Origin of the sequence: Caldibacillus sp. 210928-DFI.2.18 (genome assembly GCF_020554505.1) — a bacterium.
Classification (GTDB): Bacteria; Bacillota; Bacilli; order Bacillales; family Caldibacillaceae; genus Caldifermentibacillus; species Caldifermentibacillus hisashii.
Map to the genome: position 1 here is coordinate 1 of NZ_JAJCHL010000052.1, position 23,587 is coordinate 23,587.

A 23,587-nucleotide genomic window follows, 5' to 3' on the forward strand; every position below is an offset into this window, starting at 1 on the left:
AAGAGGAAGATTTAGTGACCGTTTGTGCGGGATAAAGTGAAACTTCCATCAGTGGGATTCTTCCCGCTGATGGTTAGTTGAACCAATCGGGCACTTACGGGAACTTATCTTCCTCTTTACATCTTTGATTTTACTTAAGACTTAAGAGGAAGATTTAGTGACCGTTTGTGCGGGATAAAGTGAAACTTCCATCAGTGGAGTTTTTCTCATTCCCCACCTATCTTTAATGTAATCTCAAGATCTTGAGGTGGGGGGTCTTAACTCACCGTTTAGATGGAATAATTAAATACGACTTTTGGCAAAACTTTTATTTTGGTTGAGGTGTTATATGAGAAAAATTATCGTACAAAAATTTGGCGGTACCTCTGTACGAACAGAAGAAAACCGTTTGCATGCATTAAAACATATAAAAAAAGTAATTGAAGAGGGATATAAATCGGTTGTCGTTGTTTCCGCCATGGGAAGAATGGGCGACCCTTATGCAACAGATACTTTGCTCTCCCTTGTCGGCGGTTCAAATACAAAAGTATCAAAGCGCGAACAAGATATCCTTATGTCATGTGGAGAAGTAATCTCGTCAGTAGTTTTTACAGAAATGTTGCTGGAAAACGGGATCAAAGCTGCTTCATTAACCGGGGCTCAAGCGGGATTCCGTACAAACGATGATTTTACAAATGCAAAAATTGTCGAAATGGATACGACCCGGTTATTAAAGGAACTTGAATCTCATGATGTCGTTGTGGTTGCCGGATTTCAAGGAATAACCGTTAATGGCGATGTGACAACGATTGGACGCGGTGGTAGTGATACATCTGCAGCAGCATTGGGGGCAGCGTTACAAGCGGATTGGATCGATATTTTTACAGATGTAGCCGGAGTCATGACAGCTGATCCAAAACTGACTGAAAAGGCTCGCCCTCTAGATATTGTTACGTATAATGAAGTGAGCAATTTAGCCTATCAAGGGGCAAAAGTCATTCATCCGCGAGCAGTAGAAATCGCTATGCAAGCAGATGTTCCAATTCGTGTGCGCTCCACTTATTCAGATGCAAAAGGGACATTGGTTACAAAGTTATCAAAAATAAAACGGGGAACGGATATCAAGGAAAGATTAGTCACCGGAATCGCCCATGTCTCCAACGTAACGCAAATAAAAGTATTTGCAAAAAAAGGTCAATTTAATTTACAGGTAGAAGTATTTAAGGCGATGGCTTCGGAGCAAATCTCGGTAGATTTCATAAATATATCACCGAATGATGTCGTCTATACAGTGAGTGACGATATGGCCGATAAAGCGAAAGCAACTCTGGAATTATTAGGATATGAACCATATTTAGAAAAACATTGTGCAAAGGTGTCGGTCGTTGGCGCAGGAATTACCGGCGTACCTGGTGTTGCATCGAAAATCGTAACGGCATTATCAAATCAAGGGATTCGAATTTTACAATCGGCTGACAGTTATACAACAATCTGGGTATTAGTAAAACAAGATGATCTAAAAAAAGCGGTCAATGCACTTCATGATGCATTTCAACTGGAAAAAGCCGAAATCGATGTTGAGGCGATTGATGAAAAAAGCTCATTTATAAACAAAATGAAGGAGTGAAGAAAATGAGCATTTTTGGACGAGTATCTACCGCGATGGTTACTCCTTTTGATGCAAAAGGGAATATTGATTTTCAAAAAACATCACATTTGGTTGAATATTTGCTGAAAAATGGCAGTGATTCGCTTGTCATCTCAGGTACAACCGGTGAATCACCGACTTTGACTTTTGAGGAAAAAGCGGCATTATTTAAACATGTTGTAAACGTAGTTGATAAACGAGTTCCTGTTATCGCCGGGACCGGTAACTATAACACAAGGGACTCGATTGAATTAACGGAAAAAGCCGAGGACATTGGTGTCGATGCCATTTTACTCGTTGCTCCTTATTATAATAAGCCGAATCAAGAAGGTTTGTATCAGCATTTTAAGGCAATTGCCGAAAGTACGAGTTTACCAGTTATGATTTATAATATTCCGGGTCGTTCGTCAGTTAATATTGAGCCGGAAACAATCATCCGTTTGAGCGAAGTCCCAAACATAAAAGCGGTGAAAGAAGCGAGCGGAAATCTTGTGCAAATGACTCAAATCATAGCAAATACGCCGGATGATTTCGTTTTATATTGTGGGGACGACAGTTTAGCGCTGCCGACTCTTTCCATCGGTGGTGTCGGTGTTGTTTCTGTTGCTGCGCATATCATTGGGAATGAAATGCAACAAATGATTCAAGCGTTTTTCTCGGGAAATGTTACAGAGGCAGCAAAATGGCATCAAAAGCTTTTGCCAATTATGAAAGGATTGTTTGCCGCCCCTAGTCCGGCTCCGGTAAAAACCGCATTACAATTAAAAGGTTTAAATGTCGGTTCCGTCCGTTTGCCTCTTGTTCCACTAACAGAAAAGGAACGGAATAAATTGGCAGAATTGTTAAAGACGCTTGATCATTAATACCTAAAAAGAATTTTCTGAATCATTTTCACAAAGGATCATGTGCAACCTGTATAGTTTGAAGAAATATTGATTCTAAGCATAAATTTTTTAGAAAATATACTTTTTGGTACAATCAATTTTATTCGATCAAAATATGTTAAAATTACGGGACATCCATACATGTGAAAGTTCTTAGTTGGATCAATGAACAAAAACCAACTTAGGACCTCTTCACAATCGGGTGTCCCGATTATTATATTCATATTGGAATCAGTAAACTATGATAAAATGAAATAAGTCCAAAAAATTTTGCAGTGGAATGAAGACAGGATAACTTTTTCATCGGGTTATTTGTAAACAATCGATGAAAAAGTTATGATAAAAATACATAATTGATATATTCCCCCCATTTTAAAAACCTAACGAGCAAAGTACAATATTTTGCGTTTGAATACATAAGATTCAATGAAATTTAGTTGAAATTTCTCGTGGTAATCATCCAAAAAGGTAGTTTGGTTGGTTTAATTGCTGAAAATTATTTATTTTATTATATACTAACAGGAGGCTGTTTTATTTGAACAAAACAACACAAAAAATCAGAATCATTCCTTTAGGTGGAGTGGGAGAACTTGGTAAAAATATGTACGTGATCGAGGTGGAAGATGATTTATTTGTTATCGATGCCGGTTTAATGTATCCCGAAGATGAAATGTTTGGAATTGATATTGTGATTCCGGATATTACTTACTTGTTGGAAAACCGAACCCGATTACGCGGCATCTTTTTATCCCATGGACATGAAGATCATACCGGTGCACTTCTTTACTTTTTAGACAAATTATCTGTTCCAATATTTGGGACAAAGTTGACACTTGCTTTAACGAAAGAGAAATTGCAAGAAAAAAATAGTCGATTACCATATGAATTCCGTGAAATTGATGAGAACACTCGTCTTTCATTTACACATGCCAATATTTCCTTTTTTCGGGTGAATCACAGTATACCTGATTCAGTAGGTATTCAAATTGAAACGGAAAACGGATCGATTGTTTATACCGGTGATTTTAAATTTGACCAAAGTGCTACTGAACAATACCGTGCAAGTATTAACAAAATGGCGAAGATCGGTGAAAAAGGGGTTCTTTGTTTACTTTCCGACAGTACGGAAGCTGAGAAAGTCGGCTATACCCCGTCAGAAGTACAAGTAGAAAATTCAGTTGAAGAAGTTTTTGAAAAAGCAGAGGGGCGGGTTATTTTCGCGTGCTATGCATCATCCGTCAATGCCATCCAACGACTGTTAAATGCCAGTTTCCAATCCGGCAGAAAAGTGGTTATTGTTGGTAAGACGTTGCAGCATGTGTTTCAAATAACCCAACAGTTAGGGTATTTGGAGGTTCATGAAGATTTAATCATTCGCTATGAAGATATGGGAAAATATAAGCCCCATGAAATTGCGATTCTGATGAGCGGGCATCAAGGTGAACCGTTGGAAGCACTCCAAAAAATGGTTAAACGATCTCATAAACTACTCCAAATCGAAAAGAATGATACGGTTTTAATTGCAGCTTCTCCCCATCGTGGTGGCGAAATATTTTTAATCCGGACGGTTGATATGCTGTTTCGAGCCGGTGCCAATGTCATTATCGGTCCAAAAGTGCATGTAAGTGGACACGGTCGGGAAGAAGAATTGAAATTAATGATTAATTTAATGAGACCGAAATTTTTTATCCCCATTCACGGTGAATATAGAATGTTAAAAGCACATGCGAATATTGCCGAGAAGATGGGGGTTGATCGTGATTGTATTTTTATACCGGAAAAAGGGGATGTAATTGAAATAAAAAATGGCCAAATTAGGCAAAACGGTCGTGTCACTGCCGGTAATATATTAATTGACGGCAGCGGTGTAGGTGATGTCGGCAATATCGTATTACGTGATCGAAAAGTGCTCTCCCAAGATGGGATTTTAATTGTTGTTGTCTCAATTAATAGGAACGAAAAGAAAGTTGTCTCCGGTCCTGAAATTATTTCAAGAGGTTTTGTTTATGTTAGGGAATCAGAAGAATTAATGGGACAGGTAACCAAAATGGTAAAAGATATTGTTACAAAGAACATAAAACTCCATAACTTTGAATGGTCCAATATAAAACAAGAAATGCGAGAATCATTAAATAGTTACCTTTTTAGTAAAACAAAACGAAAACCAATGATCATTCCAATCATTATGGAAGTATAACAGTTATTTTAATTATTGAAACGGAACGTCTTTCTATTCGCATGAAATTGTAATTGTCGTTCATACTATACGTATCACGATTGGAAGGAGTTTCGTTTATGAATATGAAGTACAATCAAGAACAAGAGAACCCGCAAAAGGAGATTCCAAAAACAGAAGCACCGATGTCTCCATTGATGGAAAAAATTCAACAACTTGGACAAACGAATGTCCCTAGTTTGTCCAATGATTCCAATATTCATTGTTTAACAATCGTCGGTCAAATAGAAGGGCACTTACAGCTGCCGCCGCAAAATAAAACAACGAAATACGAACATGTCATTCCACAAATTGTTGCGATTGAACAAAATCCAAAAATTGAGGGGTTACTGATTATTTTAAATACAGTTGGAGGAGATGTAGAGGCCGGTTTAGCCATTGCAGAAATGCTCGCATCCTTATCGAAACCGACCGTTTCCCTTGTATTGGGTGGCGGTCATTCAATAGGTGTGCCAATTGCTGTAAGTACGGATTACAGTTTTATTGCTGAAACAGCGACGATGACTATCCATCCGATTCGCTTGACCGGTCTTGTCATTGGTGTTCCGCAAACATTTGAATATTTGGATAAAATGCAAGATCGCGTTGTTAGTTTTGTTACGAAACATTCGAAAATAAAAGCGGAAACCTTTAAAGATCTGATGTTTGCCAAAGGAAATTTAACTCGTGATATAGGGACCAATGTGATTGGGACAGATGCAGTAGAGTATGGATTGATCAATGAAGTGGGAGGCATCGGACAGGCAATGGCGAAATTAAATGAATTAATCGAATTAGAACGGAAAAATGAGGAGGGGATTGTCCAGTGATTTTACATACACTAATACCGGCTGAATTAATTTTTCAGGAGGGACAATCTTCCCAAACTAGGGACAAGTTCGTTGTTTATAACGGAATACCGCTAATCGTAGAAGTAATGAATGAAACGGATTTACAAGTAAAACAAATTTTAAGTACAAACCCGAATCATTATTTACAAACGGACATTTATCCGGGGGCAAGGATTTCCTATTGGCAATAAGAAAAGTGCAGAGCGCCCGCAGCCAGACAATAAAACGTATTTAACGGCTGTTTGCCAGTATTGTTATCCTTATAACGATAAAGAAAACTCGGCGACTGCCGAGCCTTTAGGCGATGGCAAAGCCGTAGTCAGCGAAAATACATTTTCGCTTGCGAGGTAATGCTACCGAAGCTTCTCTAGTTCACCGAAAAAATATAAAATTTTTTCGGCTGCGATGTTGTCCATTGAAGCTTTCCTTATGCACTTATACTTAATTCTTAAAATTTCCCACTACGTCGAATTCGCTTCTTTGCTGGAAATTTATACTTTCTTAACGTATTAAAAAGGCCGGTGTCTATTATTCTTGCCCTTACTTATGATATAATAAGAAAAATACAAGCAGCAGCCAAATAAAGGCTGCTATCTTTATGATTTAGGTGACGGTTTATGGTAAAACGAAAAAAACGTAAGACAAAAAGACAAATGAAGTTGAAACAAACAATTAAGTTTGAAGTGGGCGCTTTTATTATTTTGGCCTTATCTATTATTGCCATCTTACACCTTGGTTTAGTAGGTCTTGGCCTGGTAAGTTTTTTCCGTTTTTTAGCAGGCGAGTGGTTTATTATTTTACCTTTATCGGGAATCTTTTTAAGCTGTTATTTAATCTGGAAACGAAGCTGGCCCAACTTTTTTCATAGAAAATTAATTGGTACTTATTTAATTTTTGCAGCAGTCCTGTTATTAAGCCATGTAAAATTGTTTGAATTGCTTTCCAGTCAGGGGCCTTTTAATAAACCTAGCGTTCTTGTAAATACTTGGGAATTGTATTGGATGGATTTACGAGGTGAAGTAAGTTCTACGGATTTAGGCGGAGGGATGATTGGAGCTCTTTTATTTTCTGTCTGTTTTTTATTATTTGAGGAAACAGGGGCGAAAATCATTGCCTTTATATCGATGATGATCGGATTTATTTTACTTACCGGTAAATCATTCGGAGACATTTTACATACGTTTTTTTCAAAGATGATGTCCTTCTTTAGAGATATGTGGAAAAGTGTTAAAAATGACGTGAATAACTGGCGGTCGAAACCAAAAAGAAAGCAGGCCAATCAAAGAAAGAAGAAACCCGAACATTCGGAAGTCGGCAACAAACATGAGCAAGTTAATGAAACAATACCCGGAAAAGAGCCGATTATTTCTAATTTTGCCGAGAAAGTATATCGTGATGATGTTACCCATGACAAAGCAGCTGTTGAAGAAAATGACGATGATGAGATAACACAAGTTCCAATGAATTTTTCCGAGGTGGAAAATGTCGATTATCAATTACCACCATTGTCCTTATTAAAATTACCGAAACAGACGGATCAAAGTAATGAATATGAATTTGTTCATTCCAATGCTGCGAAATTGGAACGGACATTTCAAAGTTTTGGTGTTAAGGCGAGGGTAACCCAAGTACATATTGGACCTGCAGTTACCAAATATGAGGTTCATCCCGATATCGGTGTGAAAGTAAGTAAGATCATCTCACTTACAGATGATATTGCACTGGCACTTGCCGCTAAAGATATTCGCATGGAAGCCCCCATTCCCGGTAAATCGGCAATTGGTATAGAAGTACCTAACTCAGAAATTGCAGTAGTATCTTTGAGAGAAGTATTGGAAGGCAGTTATGATCAAATCGATAAAAAATTATTGATTGGTCTCGGCCGCGATATTACCGGAGAAGCTGTACTGACTGAATTAAATAAAATGCCGCACCTTTTAATCGCCGGGGCAACCGGTTCAGGAAAAAGTGTGTGTGTTAATGGAATTATTACCAGTATTTTAATGCGGACAAAACCCCACGAAGTCAAATTAATGATGATCGATCCAAAAATGGTGGAATTAAATGTGTATAATGGTGTACCTCATCTACTGGCACCGGTCGTTACCAATCCGAAAAAAGCAGCCCAAGCATTGAAAAAAGTAGTAAATGAAATGGAACGAAGATATGAACTGTTTTCCCAAACCGGAACAAGAAATATTGAAGGATATAATGATTTTATTCGCCGTCATAATCTTGAAACCGGTGAAAAACAACCGCTCCTACCATTTATTGTCGTTATTGTTGATGAACTTGCCGACTTAATGATGGTTGCATCGTCGGATGTGGAAGATGCCATCACCAGACTTGCTCAAATGGCTCGGGCAGCCGGCATCCATTTAATTATCGCTACACAAAGACCTTCTGTAGATGTGATTACCGGTGTTATTAAAGCAAATATCCCTTCCCGGATTGCATTTGCCGTAAGTTCACAAACCGATTCCAGAACGATTTTGGACATGGGTGGGGCAGAAAAACTTCTTGGGCGGGGGGATATGTTATTCCTGCCGGTTGGTCAGTCAAAACCGATCCGGATTCAAGGTGCGTTTTTATCCGATTCAGAGGTCGAGGAAGTAGTCAATTTTGTTATTTCACAGCAAAAGGCACAATATCAAGAAGAGATGATTCCGGATGAAGTTGTTGAAACAGAAGAAACAGTCGATGATGAATTATATGATGAGGCGGTACAATTAATTGCCGAAATGCAAACCGCTTCCGTCTCGATGCTGCAAAGAAGATTTCGAATTGGTTATACTAGAGCTGCACGTTTAATCGATGAAATGGAAAAACGGGGAATCGTAGGACCTTATGAAGGAAGTAAACCGAGAGCGGTGCTCATTGCAAAACCGGGTGAAGATGACATGAAAACATCTTAAACTTTCTTAAAATGATAGAAAAACCGGGGCTCTTTCCCTGGTCCCTATTTTTTTGAAAAATGACAATATCGAATACTATACAGTTTTTTTGGAAAAATGTTCGTGAGTTACTTGTAGGTTAACATTTAGAAAATATCAAATTGATTTTTTATACCTTGACAAAGTCGAAATGATAAGGTTTTCATACTTTGTTCACAAGTTTTTTTTGTTAAATTTAAAGTTCGTATTCCTATTTTAAATATTTCGTGCTATATTTAACTTAGTTAATAGCGGCATGTGAAAAAGGTGCTTTACGAGAATAATTTTTATAAAATAGGAAAATTTTCATAGAATAAAGGTAGGCAACCATTTTCACAATATGCTCTATTAAAAATTTTTAAGGGGGATTTCTCATGAAGAAAAAAAGACTTTCTATTCTTTTTTCACTCCTTCTTCTTTCAGGGCTTGTTTTAAGTGGCTGCGGTTCAAAAGATGAAGGAAATAATAATCAAGGAGCCAAAGATGGCGGTAAAGATGATGAGTCCTTTTCCGTTGCAATGGTAACCGATGTTGGTGGGGTCGATGATAAATCCTTTAACCAATCCGCTTGGGAAGGAATTCAGGCTTTTGGTAAAGAACACAATCTTAAAAAAGGCGATGGCGGTTACGATTATTTGCAATCGAAATCAGATGCAGACTATGTATCGAACTTAAATGCATTAGCTCGTCGTAACTTTGATTTAATTTTCGGTATCGGTTTTAAATTGGAAAAACCAATTGGTGAAATTGCCGATCAACGTAAAAATGTTCATTTTGGTATCGTTGATTCTGTTGTTGAAAAAGACAACGTCGTCAGCATTATGTTTAAAGAACAAGAGGCTGCCTTCCTTGCCGGGGTTGCTGCTGCAATGGAAACAAAAACGAAAAACGTTGGATTTGTCGGCGGCATGGAAAGTGATGTTATTACAAGGTTCGAAGCTGGATTTAGAGCTGGTGTGGCATCCGTTGATCCATCCATTAAGGTGCAAGTAAACTATACCGGTGCTTTCGACAAGGCTGACCTTGGAAAATCTGCTGCAAACCAAATCTATTCCAACGGTGCAGACATTATTTTCCATGCTGCAGGTGCAACCGGTAACGGTGTGTTTGCTGAAGCAAAAGAAAGAAAGCAACAAAACCCGGATGCAAATGTATGGGTAATTGGTGTTGACAGTGACCAATATGATGAAGGTACCGTTGAAGTGGATGGGAAGGAATATAATATTACTTTAACATCTGCTTTAAAACGTGTGGATCTCGCTGTTAAAGACATTGCCCAAAAGTCTATGGATGGTAAATTCCCAGGTGGAACGACTGTTACGTATGGCTTGGCAGATAAAGGTGTTGAATTGTCCACTACAGGCGACCATTTATCTGAAACAACCTTAACGGCCGTTAACGACTGGAAGGAAAAAATTATTAATGGCGATGTTACACCTCCGGGAACAAAAGAAGATATGGAGAGTTTCTTGAAAGATCTAGGTGTGACTCCATAACTTTCGGTTTTCATCAAAGTTTATAAATAATAATATTGGATACAGTGGGTTTTTCCTACTGTATCCATCTTGTTAAAAAGCGATACATAAAAAGCTTTAATTACATCACTATTTAATTGAAGCTTTTTATGTATGCCTTTTATATCTTTTTTGGACTATTTTGTTTGCTTTTCTATTATTCCTGCTATAAAAAAAGTAAAGGAAGGTGAATAGTCGCAATTGGGTTCTACCAATTGCCATTTTTTCGAGTAAACGAGAGCTGTCACTAAAAGTCCTGACAAGCGAGAAAGATATGAAAAAAATGCTCTGCTAGGGGGTTTGAATATGGACTATGTTATAGAGATGTTGAATATTACCAAGGTATTCGGCAATTTTGTGGCGAATGACAATATTACCTTGCAATTAAAAAAGGGGGAAATTCATGCCCTTTTAGGTGAAAACGGCGCCGGAAAATCAACATTGATGAATGTGTTATTCGGATTGTATCAACCGGATGGAGGGGAAATTCGCGTTAAAGGAAAGTCTGTTAAAATAACAGACCCGAACGTGGCAAATGATTTAGGGATTGGAATGGTTCATCAACACTTTATGCTAGTTGATACGTTTACCGTTACGGAAAATATTATATTAGGGAAAGAACCGAAGCACGGCGCTGGAACAATTGATATTAAATCGGCTGCGGAGGAAATTACCCGCCTTTCAGAATTGTATGGTCTTGAAGTCGACCCGTATGCAGTGGTAGCGGATATTTCTGTCGGCATGCAGCAACGTGTTGAAATTCTCAAAACACTTTATCGCGGGGCCGATATTCTTATTTTCGATGAACCGACCGCTTCACTCACACCACAAGAAATCATGGAACTGATTGATATAATGAAAAAACTGATTAGTGAAGGGAAATCAATTATTTTAATAACACATAAATTGAAAGAAATTATGGAAGTAGCCGATCGTGTTACCGTTATTCGTCGTGGAAAAGCAATAAAAACATTAAACGTTGCTGAAACAAATCCTACTGAATTAGCGAGTTTAATGGTTGGTCGTGATGTTGTATTTAAAACAGAAAAAAAACCGGCTAATCCAAAAGAAGAAGTATTAAAAGTTGAGAATCTTGTAGTAAAAGATTACCGCGGGGTGGATAAAGTAAAAAATCTAAATTTATCTGTTCGCCGTGGAGAAATTTTGGGAATTGCCGGTGTTGATGGAAATGGTCAAACGGAGTTAATTGAGGCGATTACCGGACTAAGACGTGTTGAAAGCGGGAACATTACATTGGTCGGCAAAGATATTACAAATTTGAAACCGCGAAAGATTACTGAAACAGGACTTGGACATATACCACAAGATCGACATCGTCATGGTCTTGTTCTTAATTTTTCAGTCGGAGAAAATTTTGTATTGCAATCCTATTATCATGAACCATTTTCAAAAATAGGAGTTTTACAAAATCGTGAAATTTATAATTATGCAAATAAATTAATTGAAGAATACGATGTCCGTACCCAAAGTGCGTATGAACCCGCCCGTGCTTTATCAGGCGGAAATCAGCAAAAAGTTATTATTGGTAGAGAAATTGATAGAGATCCCGATTTGCTCATAGCTGCACAACCGACAAGGGGTCTTGATGTCGGAGCAATTGAATTTATTCATAAGCGCTTAATTGAACAAAGAGATAACGGAAAAGCGGTTCTTCTCATATCCTTTGAATTAGATGAAGTTATGAATGTGAGCGACCGCATTGCTGTTATTTTTGATGGTCAAATTTTAGATATCGTCAATCCGAAAGAAACAAATGAACAAGAACTTGGTTTATTGATGGCTGGTCATAAAGTGGATAGAGATAATCATCAGCAAATGTTAGACCAGGCTGTTAAGAAGGAAGGTGAGGAGTAACATGTCAAAACGATGGACACCGATTTTAATACCGGTTTTGGCTGTTATTTTAGGATTACTGGTTGGTGCAGTGATTATTGCCATTAGTGGTTATAATCCGATTGTCGGTTATGCACAGTTATGGGATGGAATTTTTGGGGACTCTTATGTTATAGGTGAATCGATTCGGCAAATAACTCCTTATGTTTTAGCTGGTCTGGCCGTCGCCTTTGCATTCAAAACAGGATTATTTAACATCGGTGTTGAAGGTCAACTAATCGTCGGATGGTTTGCAGCGGTTTATGTCGGAATTAGTTTTGATTTACCTGCTTATATTCATCTTCCTTTAGCAATTTTAGCTGCAGGTTTAGCCGGTGCTTTTTGGGCGTTTATACCGGGAATTTTGAAGGCAAAACTGGGAGTTAATGAGGTTGTCGTGACAATTATGTTAAACTATACAGCTCTCCATGTTACCAATGCTTTAATTCGGTCAATTGCAAAAGGGGACACAACCGAACAGATAGCGCAAACAGCATCTCTTAGAATTCCATTTTTTGAAGAGATCACACAATATTCGCGGTTGCATGGCGGGATCTTTATTGCTATTCTTACCGTCATTATCATTTGGTTTATCTTAGAGAAAACAACCTTAGGGTATGAATTAAAAGCTGCCGGATTCAGTCAAGATGCTTCTAAATATGCCGGTATGAATGTTCCGAGAAATATTGTCATTTCTATGGTTATTTCCGGTTTCATTGCCGGTTTGGCGGGTGCCATGGAAGGACTCGGAACATTTGAATATGTTTCAACAAAAACGGCCATGACAGGAATTGGATTTGACGGAATTGCGGTGGCGGTCCTTGGCGGCAACAATCCGATTGGTGTTGTTTTCGGGGCAATTCTTTTTGGTGCGTTAAAGTATGGATCTCTAAATATGCCAAATCCACCTGCTCAAATTCCTGAAGAAATGATTTCGGTTATTATTGCTGTCATTATTTTCTTTGTTGCGAGTGGGTACTTATTCCAATGGCTTTATGAAAAGTTTTCGAAAAAGAAAGGAGTGAAGTAGGATGAGTCTGACTGATACAATTGCTTTCATCTTTTATAATGCGATCTTTTATGCAGCTCCTCTCATCTTCACTGGATTAGGTGCCGTTTTTACGGAGCGGTCGGGCGTTACCAATATTGGATTGGAAGGCGTTATGCAAATTGGTGCCTTTACCGGAATTATATCTAATCTTTTCTTACATGATATCTTTGGTGGAGCAACTGTCTTTGTATCCATTATGATCGCAATGATTGTCGGAAGCTTGTTTTCTTCTTTATTAGCTATTTCGTCAGTTACCTTTCGTTCTGATCAAATTATAGCCGGTACAGCCTTGAATATGCTAGCTGCTGGGGCAACAATATTCCTTGTAAAGAAACTATTTGAAGGAAAAGGCCAAACACCGATGGTTAAGGATGCAATAACTCGTTTTGACATCCCGGTTTTAGAAAACATCCCGGTTATTGGTAAAATCTTTTTCCAAAATGTTTATTTAACTTCTTATTTGGCCATTCTTGCAGCGATTGTCGGTTGGGTTATTTTATTTAAAACACCGTTTGGTCTTCGCCTCCGTTCTGTAGGTGAGCATCCGACTGCAGCCGATACAATGGGGATTAAAGTGAACAGAATGCGTTATATCGGTGTTATGATTAGTGGTGCATTAGGGGGTATCGGTGGAGCCATCTACGCTCAATCTATTACGCTTGATTACAGCCATGCGACTATTAGCGGTCAAGGGTTTATGGCGATTGCCGCAATGATTTTCGGTAAATGGAATCCGTTAGGGATGATGGGTGCAGCCATTTTCTTCGGTTTTGCCCAAAGTTTAAGCACAATCGGTCCGAGCATTCCATTTATTAAAGACATTCCAACCGTTTATTTGTATATTTTACCTTATGTATTAACAATCTTGGCTGTAGCCGGTTTTATCGGAAAATCTGTTGCACCGAAAGCATTAAATACACCTTATATTAAAGGCAGCAGATAAAAAGCCATTTTGGAACGAGCCCTACCAATCAGGTGGGGCTCTATTTCCATTTAGGAAAGGATTATCTTTTCGAAAAAATTCACTGTAAACTTGAAATTATAAAATATACACATGTATAGTGGAAAGAGGGATAAAATGATTAAAGAATAGGAGTTCATATGGAAAGAATAGGAGGAAAATAATGGAAAAGGTTATTGACAATCAAGGTGTAAAATTGCATTTAGTCAAGACAGATAAGTACAAAACAAACACGATTGTATTTAAAATGAAGGCACCAATTGAAAAAGAATATGCAACGACAAGGGCACTTCTTCCCTATGTATTACAAAGCGGCACCAATACATACCCGTCATTTACAGAACTTAGAACATATTTGGAAAATCTTTACGGTGCCACCTTGTCTGTCGATTTGCAAAAAAAGGGAGAATACCATATTATTTCCATAACGATGGAAGTAGCCAACGAAAAGTTTTTAAAGCAATCGGAACCGTTATTAGATAAAGCTTTAACACTACTTGCGGATGTTTTATTTAATCCGAGATCCGCGAATGATTCATTTGACGAACAGATTGTCGCGAAAGAAAAACGTACATTAAAACAGCGGATCCAAGCAGTCAATGATGACAAAATGCGTTATGCAAACTTAAGATTGATACAAGAAATGTGTAAAGATGAACCGTATGCTATACCTGTGAATGGCATTTTGGAAGACGTTGACAAAATCACTGCTCAATCACTTTACAGCTATTATCAAGATTCGCTCTCTTCGGATGAATTGGATTTATATATCGTCGGAGATTTTACTGAAGAAGAAGTCATTCAGTCCTGTCAAGCAAAATTTCAATTAAAAAGCCGTACACCTAAAAAAATAGAACAAACGAATATTAGTAAAAGGGTAAAAGAAAATGTCATCATCGAAAAGCAGGATGTCGCTCAAGGAAAGTTAAATATGGGTTTAAGAACAAATACTCGATATGGTGAAGATGATTATTTTGCCTTACAGGTGTTTAATGGTTTATTTGGCGGCTTTCCCCATTCGAAGTTGTTTATTAATGTTCGTGAAAAAGCGAGCTTGGCCTATTACGCTGCCAGTCAGCTTGAGAGTCATAAAGGTTTAATGTTAGTCATGACCGGTATTGAAACGAAAAATTATGAAAAAGCTGTCACAATTATTAAAGAACAGTTACAGGTAATGAAAAATGGCGATTTTACTGAAGCAGATATCGAACAAACAAAAGCGGTTATCCAAAATCAAATGTTGGAAACTTTAGATACCTCACGAGGGCTTGTTGAAGTTCTTTACCATAATGTTATCAGCGGTACCAATGTTTCAGAAGAAGTTTGGAAGGAAAAGATTGCAAACGTCACCAAGGAGAATATTATACAGGTTGGCGAAAAGATTCAATTGGATACCATTTATTTCTTATCAGGATTGGAGGCGTAAAACTGTGGAAAGACTGCTATTTGATCAGCTGGATGAAGAGTTATATTATGAGAAAATGACCAATGGATTAGATGTTTATATTTTACCGAAAAAAGGATTTAACAAGACTTTTGCGACATTTACGACAAAATATGGTTCGATTGATAATTATTTTGTACCGCTTGGTCAAAAAGATTTAAAACTTGTACCGGACGGGATTGCCCATTTTCTTGAGCATAAAATGTTTGAAAAAGAAGATGGCGATGTTTTTGGTCAATTTAGCAAGCAGGGAGCATCTGCCAACGCCTTTACATCCTTTACAAGGACAGCTTACCTTTTTTCATCGACGACGAATGTAAAAGAAAACTTAGAGACTTTAATTAATTTTGTTCAAGAACCATATTTTACTGAAAAAACGGTCGAAAAGGAAAAAGGTATTATCGGACAAGAAATTCAAATGTATAATGATAATCCGGATTGGCGGCTTTATTTCGGAGCGATTGAAAATATGTATCATAACCATCCTGTGAAAATTGATATCGCCGGAACCATTGACTCCATTGCAAAGATAACGAAAGATTTATTGTATGAGTGCTATCATACATTTTATCATCCGAGCAATATGCTATTATTTGTCGTTGGACCGGTCAATCCTCAAGAAATGATGAATTTTATAAAAGATAATCAAGCAAAAAAACCTTTTACGGATCAACCGGAAATTGAAAGAAAGTTTGCAGAGGAACCTACAACTGTTGCCAAAAAGGAACAAGTCCTCCATATGAATGTACAAACGCCAAAAATAATGGTCGGTATCAAGGGAAATTACACAAACCAAAAGGGCGATACAATGTTAAAAAATGAATTATCGACCCAATTGTTAATGGATTTGTTATTCAATCAAAGTTCCGAAAATTATCGGGAAATGTATGATGCGGGGCTTATTGATGACTCGTTTTCATATGACTATACGCAAGAAGAAAGTTTTAGTTTTGCATTGGTTGGCGGCGACACGAGAGAACCTGAGCAATTGCAGGAAAAACTTACTTCCATTTTGAAAAAAGCGAAATCCGCAAAAAATCTTTCCGAAGAAGCACTTGAACGAGTAAAGAAAAATAGAATCGGCAGTTTTTTAAGGGCGTTAAATTCACCGGAGTATATTGCCAACCAATTTACAAGGTATGCTTTCAATGAAATGGATTTATTTAAGGTCGTACCAATGTTGGAGGAAATTACATTTTCTGATGTGAAAAAAGTGGCCAATGATTTAATTGCTGATGACCGTTTAACCGTTTGCAAAGTTTTGCCTAAAAATAGTTAGAAAGAAAGATTGGGGTTACTTTCCCCAATCTTTCTACATTTGAGATGTATTCTTCGGATTTGTCTGGTTGTAGTACCCGGCACTTATTTTTTCACCGTTCAATGTGAGGGAAGGAGATAGGATGGAAAAACGTTTTATTTTAGTTACTGGTGCAAGCGGCGGCATAGGAAGCGCCATAAGTACCAAATTAGCGCAGCAAGGATATTCTCTATATTTACACTACCATCAAAATAAAGAAAAAATTACACAGATGCTGAATAAATTGACTCAACTTTATCCGAATAGCGAATTTATCCCGGTTCAAGCTGATTTGCGCTCAGAGGAAGGAATAACCAAACTCTGCCATGAAATTTATCAAATCGACGGAATAATTCATAATAGCGGTAATGCTGTTCAAAAATTACTTACGCATATGTTGCCAGAAGAAATTGAAGCTCTGATATCGCTTCATTTATATGCTCCGATAATGATTACGAAAAATTTACTGCCAAAATTAATCCAAAGAAAAACAGGTTCGGTCATATTTATTTCTTCCATTTGGGGGCAGACCGGTGCTTCTTGTGAAACGGTTTATTCGGCGGTGAAGGGGGGGCAAATCAGTTTTGCAAAAGCTTTAAGTAAAGAGGTTGCACCAAGTCAAATTCGGGTAAATGTCGTTGCACCGGGGGCGATCCAAACAGAAATGTTGAAAAATATTAGTGAAGAAGATTTAAACATCGTCACAGATGAGGTTCCGATGGGAAGATTAGGGAGTCCCATAGATGTGGCCAATGCTGTCAGTTTTTTATTGTCAAAGGAGGCTTCCTATATAACCGGTCAAGTTTTGGCCGTAAACGGAGGTTGGTATATATGATTTGAGTTTCGCACCTTAGAAAACCAATTAATCGACGAAACTCTAGCATATTAAAAATATCTTATAGGTACATACAAAAAAATATTTGTTGCTTGAAAAGATTCATCGTATATTTTCCATAAGTTTATGCAAAATAGTATTGAATATGAAAAAGGAGGTTCCAGACAAATGAGTGTTTTGCATAACTGGGATGAATGGAAGAATTTTCTAGGTGACCGACTAAACCAAGCAAAAGATGCCGGTTTAGATCAAAATGTTATTACTGACTTGGCTTACCAAATTGGAGATTACTTAGCCAATCAAGTTGATCCGAAAAATGAACAGGAACGAGTACTGTCAGATCTTTGGTCAGTTGCAGATGAACAGGAACAGCAAGCAATCGCCAACATCATGGTGAAATTAGTTCAAAATAACAGTTCGAAATAGAGAGGGGATTTAACCTCTCTTTTTCATTCTTTGAGAAAATAGAAATTTCCAGCAAGGATACGAATTTGACGTAGTGGGAAAATTTAAAGTTTTAAATATAAGTATACAAGGATAGCTTTGCAGAAATACATCGCAGCCAAAAAAATTATATTTTTCGGTGAACTACATGTCATAAGTTGCCTAAAGGCTCGGACGTTTTAGCCTACTTAAAGATAAATTCAGATAATTAAGTTTATAAAAATTTGCTGTACTTCCTTTCATATCTCGGTAAAATCATATATTATTATTATTAGTGAGAAGTTCATGAAAAAATTTCATTCGTGTGAGGTTCATATGGAGGAGAAAAAAGAGTGGTATTTAGAATATGAGATCAAAATAAATCGACCCGGCTTACTTGGAGATATCTCTTCATTATTGGGGATGCTATCGATCAATATCATAACCATAAACGGAATTGACCAAGGTTCAAGGGGACTTCTCATTTTATCGACAAAACATCAAATCGAACGGTTGGCATTGATTTTGCAAACAATGGAAACAATTAATCTTGTCAAACTAAGGGAACCGACATTACGGGACCGACTGGCGGTTCGACATGGACGTTATATACAAAGAGACGCAGATGATAAGAAAACTTTTCGTTTTATTCGTGACGAAATTGGCTTGTTAGTGGATTTCATGAGTGAAATTTTTAAAGGAGAAGATCATCGGTTAATAGGGATTCGGGGAATGCCCCGAGTGGGAAAAACCGAATCTATTGTTGCGGCCAGTGTATCAGCTAACAAAAGATGGTTATTTGTATCCTCTACTTTATTGAAACAAACAATCAGAAATAATTTGATTGAAGGGGAGTACAGCGATAAGTATGTGTATATCATTGATGGTGCTGTTTCCATTCGAAGAGGAAATGAAAAACATTGGCAGCTTATCCGGGAAATCATGAGGTTGCCGGCAATCAAAGTTATTGAGCATCCTGATTTATTCGTGGCGAATTCAGAATACAGGTTGGAAGATTTTGATTATATTATTGAGCTGAGAAATGAACCGGGCGAAGAAATCATCTATAATGTAGATAGGCAAAATCTATTTTCCGGAAATAGTATCGATGGGTTTGATTATAAATAAATGGAAGGTGTTTACCATTGACGGAACTAGGAAATCGATTGAAAGAAGCGCGTGAAGCAAAAGGATTAACATTGGATGATTTACAAGATATAACAAAGATCCAAAAACGATATCTTAAAGATATTGAAGAAGGTAATTACGATTCCATTCCCGGAAAATTTTATGTGCGTGCTTTTATCAAACAATATGGGGAAGCGGTTGGTCTTGATCCGGAGGCATTGTTTGATGAATATAAACATGAAATCCCGTCCGTTTACGAAGAACAAATAGCGGAACCATTGTCACGCAGCGGAACACGAAAACCTGACGAAGGTGTATCAAAATTTCTGGAGATGTTACCAAGGATCATCATCACCTTGGTCATTATCGGGATTATCGTTTTGGCTTGGTTTTTTATTCAAAAAGCAGTCAGCAATAATGATGCAAAAACCGCAGTAAACGATAAGCAAAATAATGAAGCTATTGAATATGCCGAGTCTGGAACACCGCCAAAAAACGATAAAACGGAAAAAGCGGATGAAGAATCAACCAAAAAAGAAACAGAGCAAAAAAATGACAAAAAGCAGGAGAAAAAAGAACCTGAAAAAACACAGAATATAGCAGTTGTAGCAACACAAGGGAATAAAACTACATATAAATTAACGAATGCTGATAAATTTCAATTGAACTTAAAGGTTATAAATGGAGGAAAATCGTGGGTAGGAATTGAAAATGCAAATAATCAACAACTGTTAAATGCGACGATAACGGAAGCTGCCCCGCAAACCCTCGACTTAACAAATGAAACGGAAATAAGAATCAAAACCGGTTATGCACCTGCATTAGAAATTTATGTGAACGATCAAAAACTGGACATTCCGACAGCTGCTAATGTACAAAACATTATTATTCAATATGAAAAAACGGGAGAATAGAAAATAGTCATTTTACAGTGACTATTTTCTTCTATTCATATAAAATAGTTAGGTAGAAATTTCCAAGTTGCCAAACAAACAATTAGCAGCAGTTAAATTAAATGGGGGTCTTTAAAAGTGAACATACCTAATCGAATTACTTTTTTACGCGTATTATTAATTCCTATATTTGTTATTCTAATGGTTATAGATTTTCCATGGGGCACATTTAATTTTGGAGGCGTACTTATACCGGTATCAGAATTTATTGGCACGATTATCTTCATTATTGCTTCAACAACAGACTGGATCGATGGACATTATGCTAGAAAGTATAATTTGGTTACCAATCTTGGAAAATTTCTTGATCCACTAGCTGATAAATTGTTAGTATCATCAGCATTTATTATTTTGGTTGAACAAGGCATGGCGCCATCTTGGATTGTCATTATCATTATCAGTAGGGAGTTCGCGGTTACCGGTCTGCGCCTTATTTTAGCCGGTGGTGGAGAAGTTGTAGCTGCCAACATGTTGGGAAAAATAAAAACATGGACGCAAATTATCGCTATTGTTGCGTTATTATTAAAGAATGTTCCGTTTTCATATGCAAATTTTCCTTTTGCCGATCTTGCCTTGTATGTAGCGACATTTTTTACTTTATGGTCCGGGATTGACTATTTCGTCAAAAATAAACATGTATTCACAAATTCGAAATAATCCGCAAAAGGTCTGTGTGAAATTTCTGAGTAAGAAGGATACATGATTTTTTTCGGCAAAGGAGAGATTCAAATTGAATGGTGAAATTATTGCAGTTGGGTCTGAATTATTACTTGGCCAAATTGCTAATACGAATGCAAAATTTATTTCTCAACAATTGGCCGGTATTGGGGTAAATGTATTTTTCCATACGGTTGTTGGGGATAATGCCGAGCGGTTGAAAAGAGCGGTGGAAATTGCCGAAAGTCGTTCCAATTTAATTATATTTACGGGTGGCTTAGGGCCTACAAAAGATGATTTAACAAAAGAAACCATTGCCAATCATCTGGGAGTGAAGCTCATCCATAATGAAGCGGCTCTTGGCTCGATAGAAGAATTTTTTAGAAAACGGAATGTTACCATGACACCGAATAATCGGAAACAAGCACTTGTTTTTGAACATGCGGAGGTTTTGCCAAACGATACCGGAATGGCACCGGGAATGGTGTTAACAAAAAATGAAATTATCTATATGCTACTTCCCGGTCCTCCTAGTGAAATGGAACCGATGTTTTCAAATTATGGTATGAAAGCAATCCTAAATCGGCTGGAATCCATTGATCGAATTGAATCTCGTGTGTTACGATTTTTTGGTATTGGTGAATCAACTCTGGAACATGCGCTGGAAGATTTCATTGATCAGCAGACAAACCCGACTATTGCCCCGCTCGCTTCTGATGGCGAAGTGACATTGCGGCTTACAGCTAAACATCCCTCAGATCTTGAACGAAGAAGGTTACTGGATGAGACAGAAGCAAAAATTATGGAGCGGGTGGGTGAATATTTTTACGGATATGATGAAACAACGATTATCAAAGAAATGGGCAATTTGATTGAAAGCAACAACATGACACTTTCGGTAGCTGAAAGTTTAACGGGCGGACTGTTTCAGGAAGAAGTGACATCCATTGCCGGTGTCAGCAAATGGTTTAAAGGCGGGATCGTATCGTATTCCCCTGAAGTAAAAATAAATGTACTTGGCGTAAATCAGGACACTGTTGAAACTTATGGTGTCGTCAGTAAAGAATGTGCGATGGAGATGGCAGAAAATGTCCGAAAATTGATGGACACTGATATCGGAATCAGCTTTACCGGTGTTGCCGGACCAGCCTCATTGGAAGGAAAAGAACCCGGTTCAGTATATATTGGTGTGTCATTTAAGAATAAGCCTACCGCCAGTCATTTTGTCTTATTGCCGGGAAACAGAGAAACGGTTCGTGTCCGTGCTGTAAAAACCGGCGCTTGGTATATTTTAAATGAACTTCGGTAAAAGAATCTAATATATTTGTAAAATGAACATCAACTGGGGACAATCATGAAAGCGTAGGAATTGAATGGGTCAATATGTGATTACTTATTGACCCGTTCGGTGACGTTGGATTGTCCTTTTTATATGGTCTCAAATTGGTCTTGAGTGATTTTTCATTTTTACGATGTTGATGAACCGGGTGAAGGGAATATGGATAAAATGAAGAGCTTGTACAATCGAGCGGTAAATAAAGTTCAAAGCAAAATTATTGAAGATATTGATCGTTATTTTGAACGGCTTGATGATTTGCCAACACTTGATCCATATTATCATGATCGCAATAATTTTTTACAACAGATTTGGCAAAATATATGGGTAAATGTTGTGCAAGGGGCATACTCGATTAAGGAACGGAAGCAGTATTTGATTGAAAAAGGTGTGCAATTTGAAAGTGCAGATAATAATTAGTTAAAAAATTATTTCAAAGTGAGATAAAGGATGCATATACCTTTGATGTGGAACAATGGCTTAATGATACAATTCCGGTCGCTGTATGGGAGAAAAAGTTTTTTGAAATTAAAAAGATGCAACTAAAAGGAGAAGAAGAAAGAAAGCTGGAAGCCATGCGTGAGGAGCAAGAAAGGATTCTTGAAGAATTGGCTGAACAATGGCTTAGTAACAATGCAAAAAAACTATACATTCATATTCGGTACAAAATCGCACTCGAAGTAAAAAAGGATATGGAAGAGAGACCCAATATGCGGGAAAAAGCTTCCCTTTCATCACCAATATGCGATATGCGACCGTTGTTATGAGAGACGATTTTTTTATTTTTAACAAGGCCAGTGAAAATCAATTTAAATAAGTATACTTACACAATATACAAGTGGGGTAGACCACATGAATAGAACTAGGTATGGTGTTTGACGGGCGATCTTATGAATTTTTGCATTTTTTAGTGGTCTCATTTTTAACAAAAAGGAATGTTGAGAAGTGGAGAATGTGTTGCCGAAAGTATTAGTCGATGCTGACGGGTGTCCTGTCATTGATGAAACAATAAAAGTGGCAAAACAATTTGGCTTACAGGTTTTGCTGTTTTGTGATACATCCCATGCAATTGATCGCCCCGAGGCGGAAACAATTATTGTCTCCAAAGGGGCGGATGCGGTGGACTTTAAGTTAGTCAATCATGTCCGAAAAGGAGATATTATTGTAACGCAAGATTATGGTCTTGCCTCAATGGTCCTTGCAAAAAAGGGGTATGCCATCAATCAAAACGGTTGGGAATATACGTCTGAAAATATTGGACAACTTTTGGAATTCAGGTATACCTCACAAAAAATCAGGCGTGCAGGCGGGAGATTAAAAGGCCCGAAGAAGCGTCAAAAAGAAAACGATGAAAAATTTGAACAAGCATTAACGGAACTTTGTCTTAGAGCGATAAATTAAATTTACAATAATATTATTATGTAAACTTTTGCAGTGACGATAAGTGTTTTCGTCACCATTTTGCGATGGAAAATCAACTTTTTTGGCGACGAACCCCGTTCTCGCCGTCATTTTGAGAAGAAAAGAGCTTTATTTTGGCGACGAGCTTTGATCTCGTCACCGTTTTGAGCCGAAAAACTTGCTA

Annotated in this window: 21 protein-coding genes; all 21 read left to right on the forward strand. The window is 37.6% G+C overall.

Annotated features, from left to right (window positions below; genetic code table 11):
- The first annotated feature begins 328 nt into the window (after positions 1-328).
- Positions 329-1,606, forward strand: coding sequence for an aspartate kinase (gene dapG / locus LIZ98_RS11450; RefSeq protein ID WP_041903256.1), 1,278 nt, complete (start codon positions 329-331; stop codon positions 1,604-1,606).
- Between the two features lie 5 nt (positions 1,607-1,611).
- On the forward strand, positions 1,612-2,490 hold the full coding sequence (gene dapA, locus LIZ98_RS11455; protein WP_041903258.1) for a 4-hydroxy-tetrahydrodipicolinate synthase: 879 nt from the start codon (positions 1,612-1,614) through the stop codon (positions 2,488-2,490).
- A 556-nt stretch (positions 2,491-3,046) separates the two neighbouring features.
- The gene (locus LIZ98_RS11460) at positions 3,047-4,708 is read left to right on the forward strand and encodes a ribonuclease J (protein ID WP_227139110.1); all 1,662 of its coding nucleotides are present in this window, start codon (positions 3,047-3,049) and stop codon (positions 4,706-4,708) included.
- Between the two features lie 104 nt (positions 4,709-4,812).
- Positions 4,813-5,556 (forward strand): ClpP family protease, encoded by a 744-nt coding sequence (locus LIZ98_RS11465; RefSeq protein ID WP_152641481.1) that lies wholly within the window; start codon positions 4,813-4,815, stop codon positions 5,554-5,556.
- Entirely contained in the window at positions 5,553-5,768 is a 216-nt protein-coding gene (locus LIZ98_RS11470) for a YlzJ-like family protein (protein WP_041846571.1), read from the forward strand. Before LIZ98_RS11465 ends, LIZ98_RS11470 begins: the two co-directional genes overlap by 4 nt.
- 426 nt (positions 5,769-6,194) lie before the next feature.
- The gene (locus LIZ98_RS11475) at positions 6,195-8,492 is read left to right on the forward strand and encodes a DNA translocase FtsK (RefSeq protein ID WP_227139109.1); all 2,298 of its coding nucleotides are present in this window, start codon (positions 6,195-6,197) and stop codon (positions 8,490-8,492) included.
- 392 nt (positions 8,493-8,884) lie between these two features.
- Positions 8,885-10,006: a BMP family lipoprotein gene (locus LIZ98_RS11480; protein WP_108897966.1), complete on the forward strand. Its 1,122-nt coding sequence runs from the start codon at positions 8,885-8,887 to the stop codon at positions 10,004-10,006.
- A gap of 324 nt (positions 10,007-10,330) precedes the next feature.
- Positions 10,331-11,899, forward strand: coding sequence for an ABC transporter ATP-binding protein (locus LIZ98_RS11485; protein WP_108897967.1), 1,569 nt, complete (start codon positions 10,331-10,333; stop codon positions 11,897-11,899).
- Position 11,900: 1 nt separating this feature from the next.
- Positions 11,901-12,947 carry an ABC transporter permease gene (locus tag LIZ98_RS11490; protein ID WP_227092313.1) on the forward strand — a complete coding sequence of 349 codons (1,047 nt, stop codon included), beginning with the start codon at positions 11,901-11,903 and terminating at the stop codon, positions 12,945-12,947.
- Position 12,948: 1 nt separating this feature from the next.
- Positions 12,949-13,911: an ABC transporter permease gene (locus tag LIZ98_RS11495; RefSeq protein WP_034769887.1), complete on the forward strand. Its 963-nt coding sequence runs from the start codon at positions 12,949-12,951 to the stop codon at positions 13,909-13,911.
- A 181-nt stretch (positions 13,912-14,092) separates the two neighbouring features.
- Positions 14,093-15,355: an EF-P 5-aminopentanol modification-associated protein YfmF gene (yfmF, locus tag LIZ98_RS11500; RefSeq protein ID WP_227139108.1), complete on the forward strand. Its 1,263-nt coding sequence runs from the start codon at positions 14,093-14,095 to the stop codon at positions 15,353-15,355.
- Positions 15,356-15,359: 4 nt separating this feature from the next.
- The gene (yfmH, locus tag LIZ98_RS11505) at positions 15,360-16,652 is read left to right on the forward strand and encodes an EF-P 5-aminopentanol modification-associated protein YfmH (RefSeq protein ID WP_227092315.1); all 1,293 of its coding nucleotides are present in this window, start codon (positions 15,360-15,362) and stop codon (positions 16,650-16,652) included.
- 121 nt (positions 16,653-16,773) lie between these two features.
- Entirely contained in the window at positions 16,774-17,505 is a 732-nt protein-coding gene (ymfI, locus tag LIZ98_RS11510) for an elongation factor P 5-aminopentanone reductase (RefSeq protein WP_034769892.1), read from the forward strand.
- A 168-nt stretch (positions 17,506-17,673) separates the two neighbouring features.
- A complete protein-coding gene (locus LIZ98_RS11515) occupies positions 17,674-17,931 on the forward strand; it encodes a DUF3243 domain-containing protein (protein ID WP_034769894.1) in 258 nt (85 codons plus the stop codon).
- A gap of 303 nt (positions 17,932-18,234) precedes the next feature.
- Positions 18,235-19,056: a DUF3388 domain-containing protein gene (locus LIZ98_RS11520; RefSeq protein WP_227139107.1), complete on the forward strand. Its 822-nt coding sequence runs from the start codon at positions 18,235-18,237 to the stop codon at positions 19,054-19,056.
- Between the two features lie 17 nt (positions 19,057-19,073).
- Positions 19,074-19,970 carry a helix-turn-helix domain-containing protein gene (locus LIZ98_RS11525; RefSeq protein WP_227092316.1) on the forward strand — a complete coding sequence of 299 codons (897 nt, stop codon included), beginning with the start codon at positions 19,074-19,076 and terminating at the stop codon, positions 19,968-19,970.
- Positions 19,971-20,087: 117 nt separating this feature from the next.
- Positions 20,088-20,666: a CDP-diacylglycerol--glycerol-3-phosphate 3-phosphatidyltransferase gene (gene pgsA / locus LIZ98_RS11530; protein ID WP_034769896.1), complete on the forward strand. Its 579-nt coding sequence runs from the start codon at positions 20,088-20,090 to the stop codon at positions 20,664-20,666.
- Positions 20,667-20,739: 73 nt separating this feature from the next.
- Entirely contained in the window at positions 20,740-21,975 is a 1,236-nt protein-coding gene (locus LIZ98_RS11535; RefSeq protein ID WP_227139106.1) for a competence/damage-inducible protein A, read from the forward strand.
- A gap of 189 nt (positions 21,976-22,164) precedes the next feature.
- The gene (locus LIZ98_RS11540) at positions 22,165-22,422 is read left to right on the forward strand and encodes a hypothetical protein (protein ID WP_227092318.1); all 258 of its coding nucleotides are present in this window, start codon (positions 22,165-22,167) and stop codon (positions 22,420-22,422) included.
- Positions 22,423-22,469: 47 nt separating this feature from the next.
- Entirely contained in the window at positions 22,470-22,769 is a 300-nt protein-coding gene (locus LIZ98_RS11545) for a hypothetical protein (protein ID WP_227092319.1), read from the forward strand.
- A gap of 190 nt (positions 22,770-22,959) precedes the next feature.
- Positions 22,960-23,403 carry a YaiI/YqxD family protein gene (locus LIZ98_RS11550; protein WP_041846558.1) on the forward strand — a complete coding sequence of 148 codons (444 nt, stop codon included), beginning with the start codon at positions 22,960-22,962 and terminating at the stop codon, positions 23,401-23,403.
- The last annotated feature ends 184 nt before the right edge of the window (positions 23,404-23,587 follow it).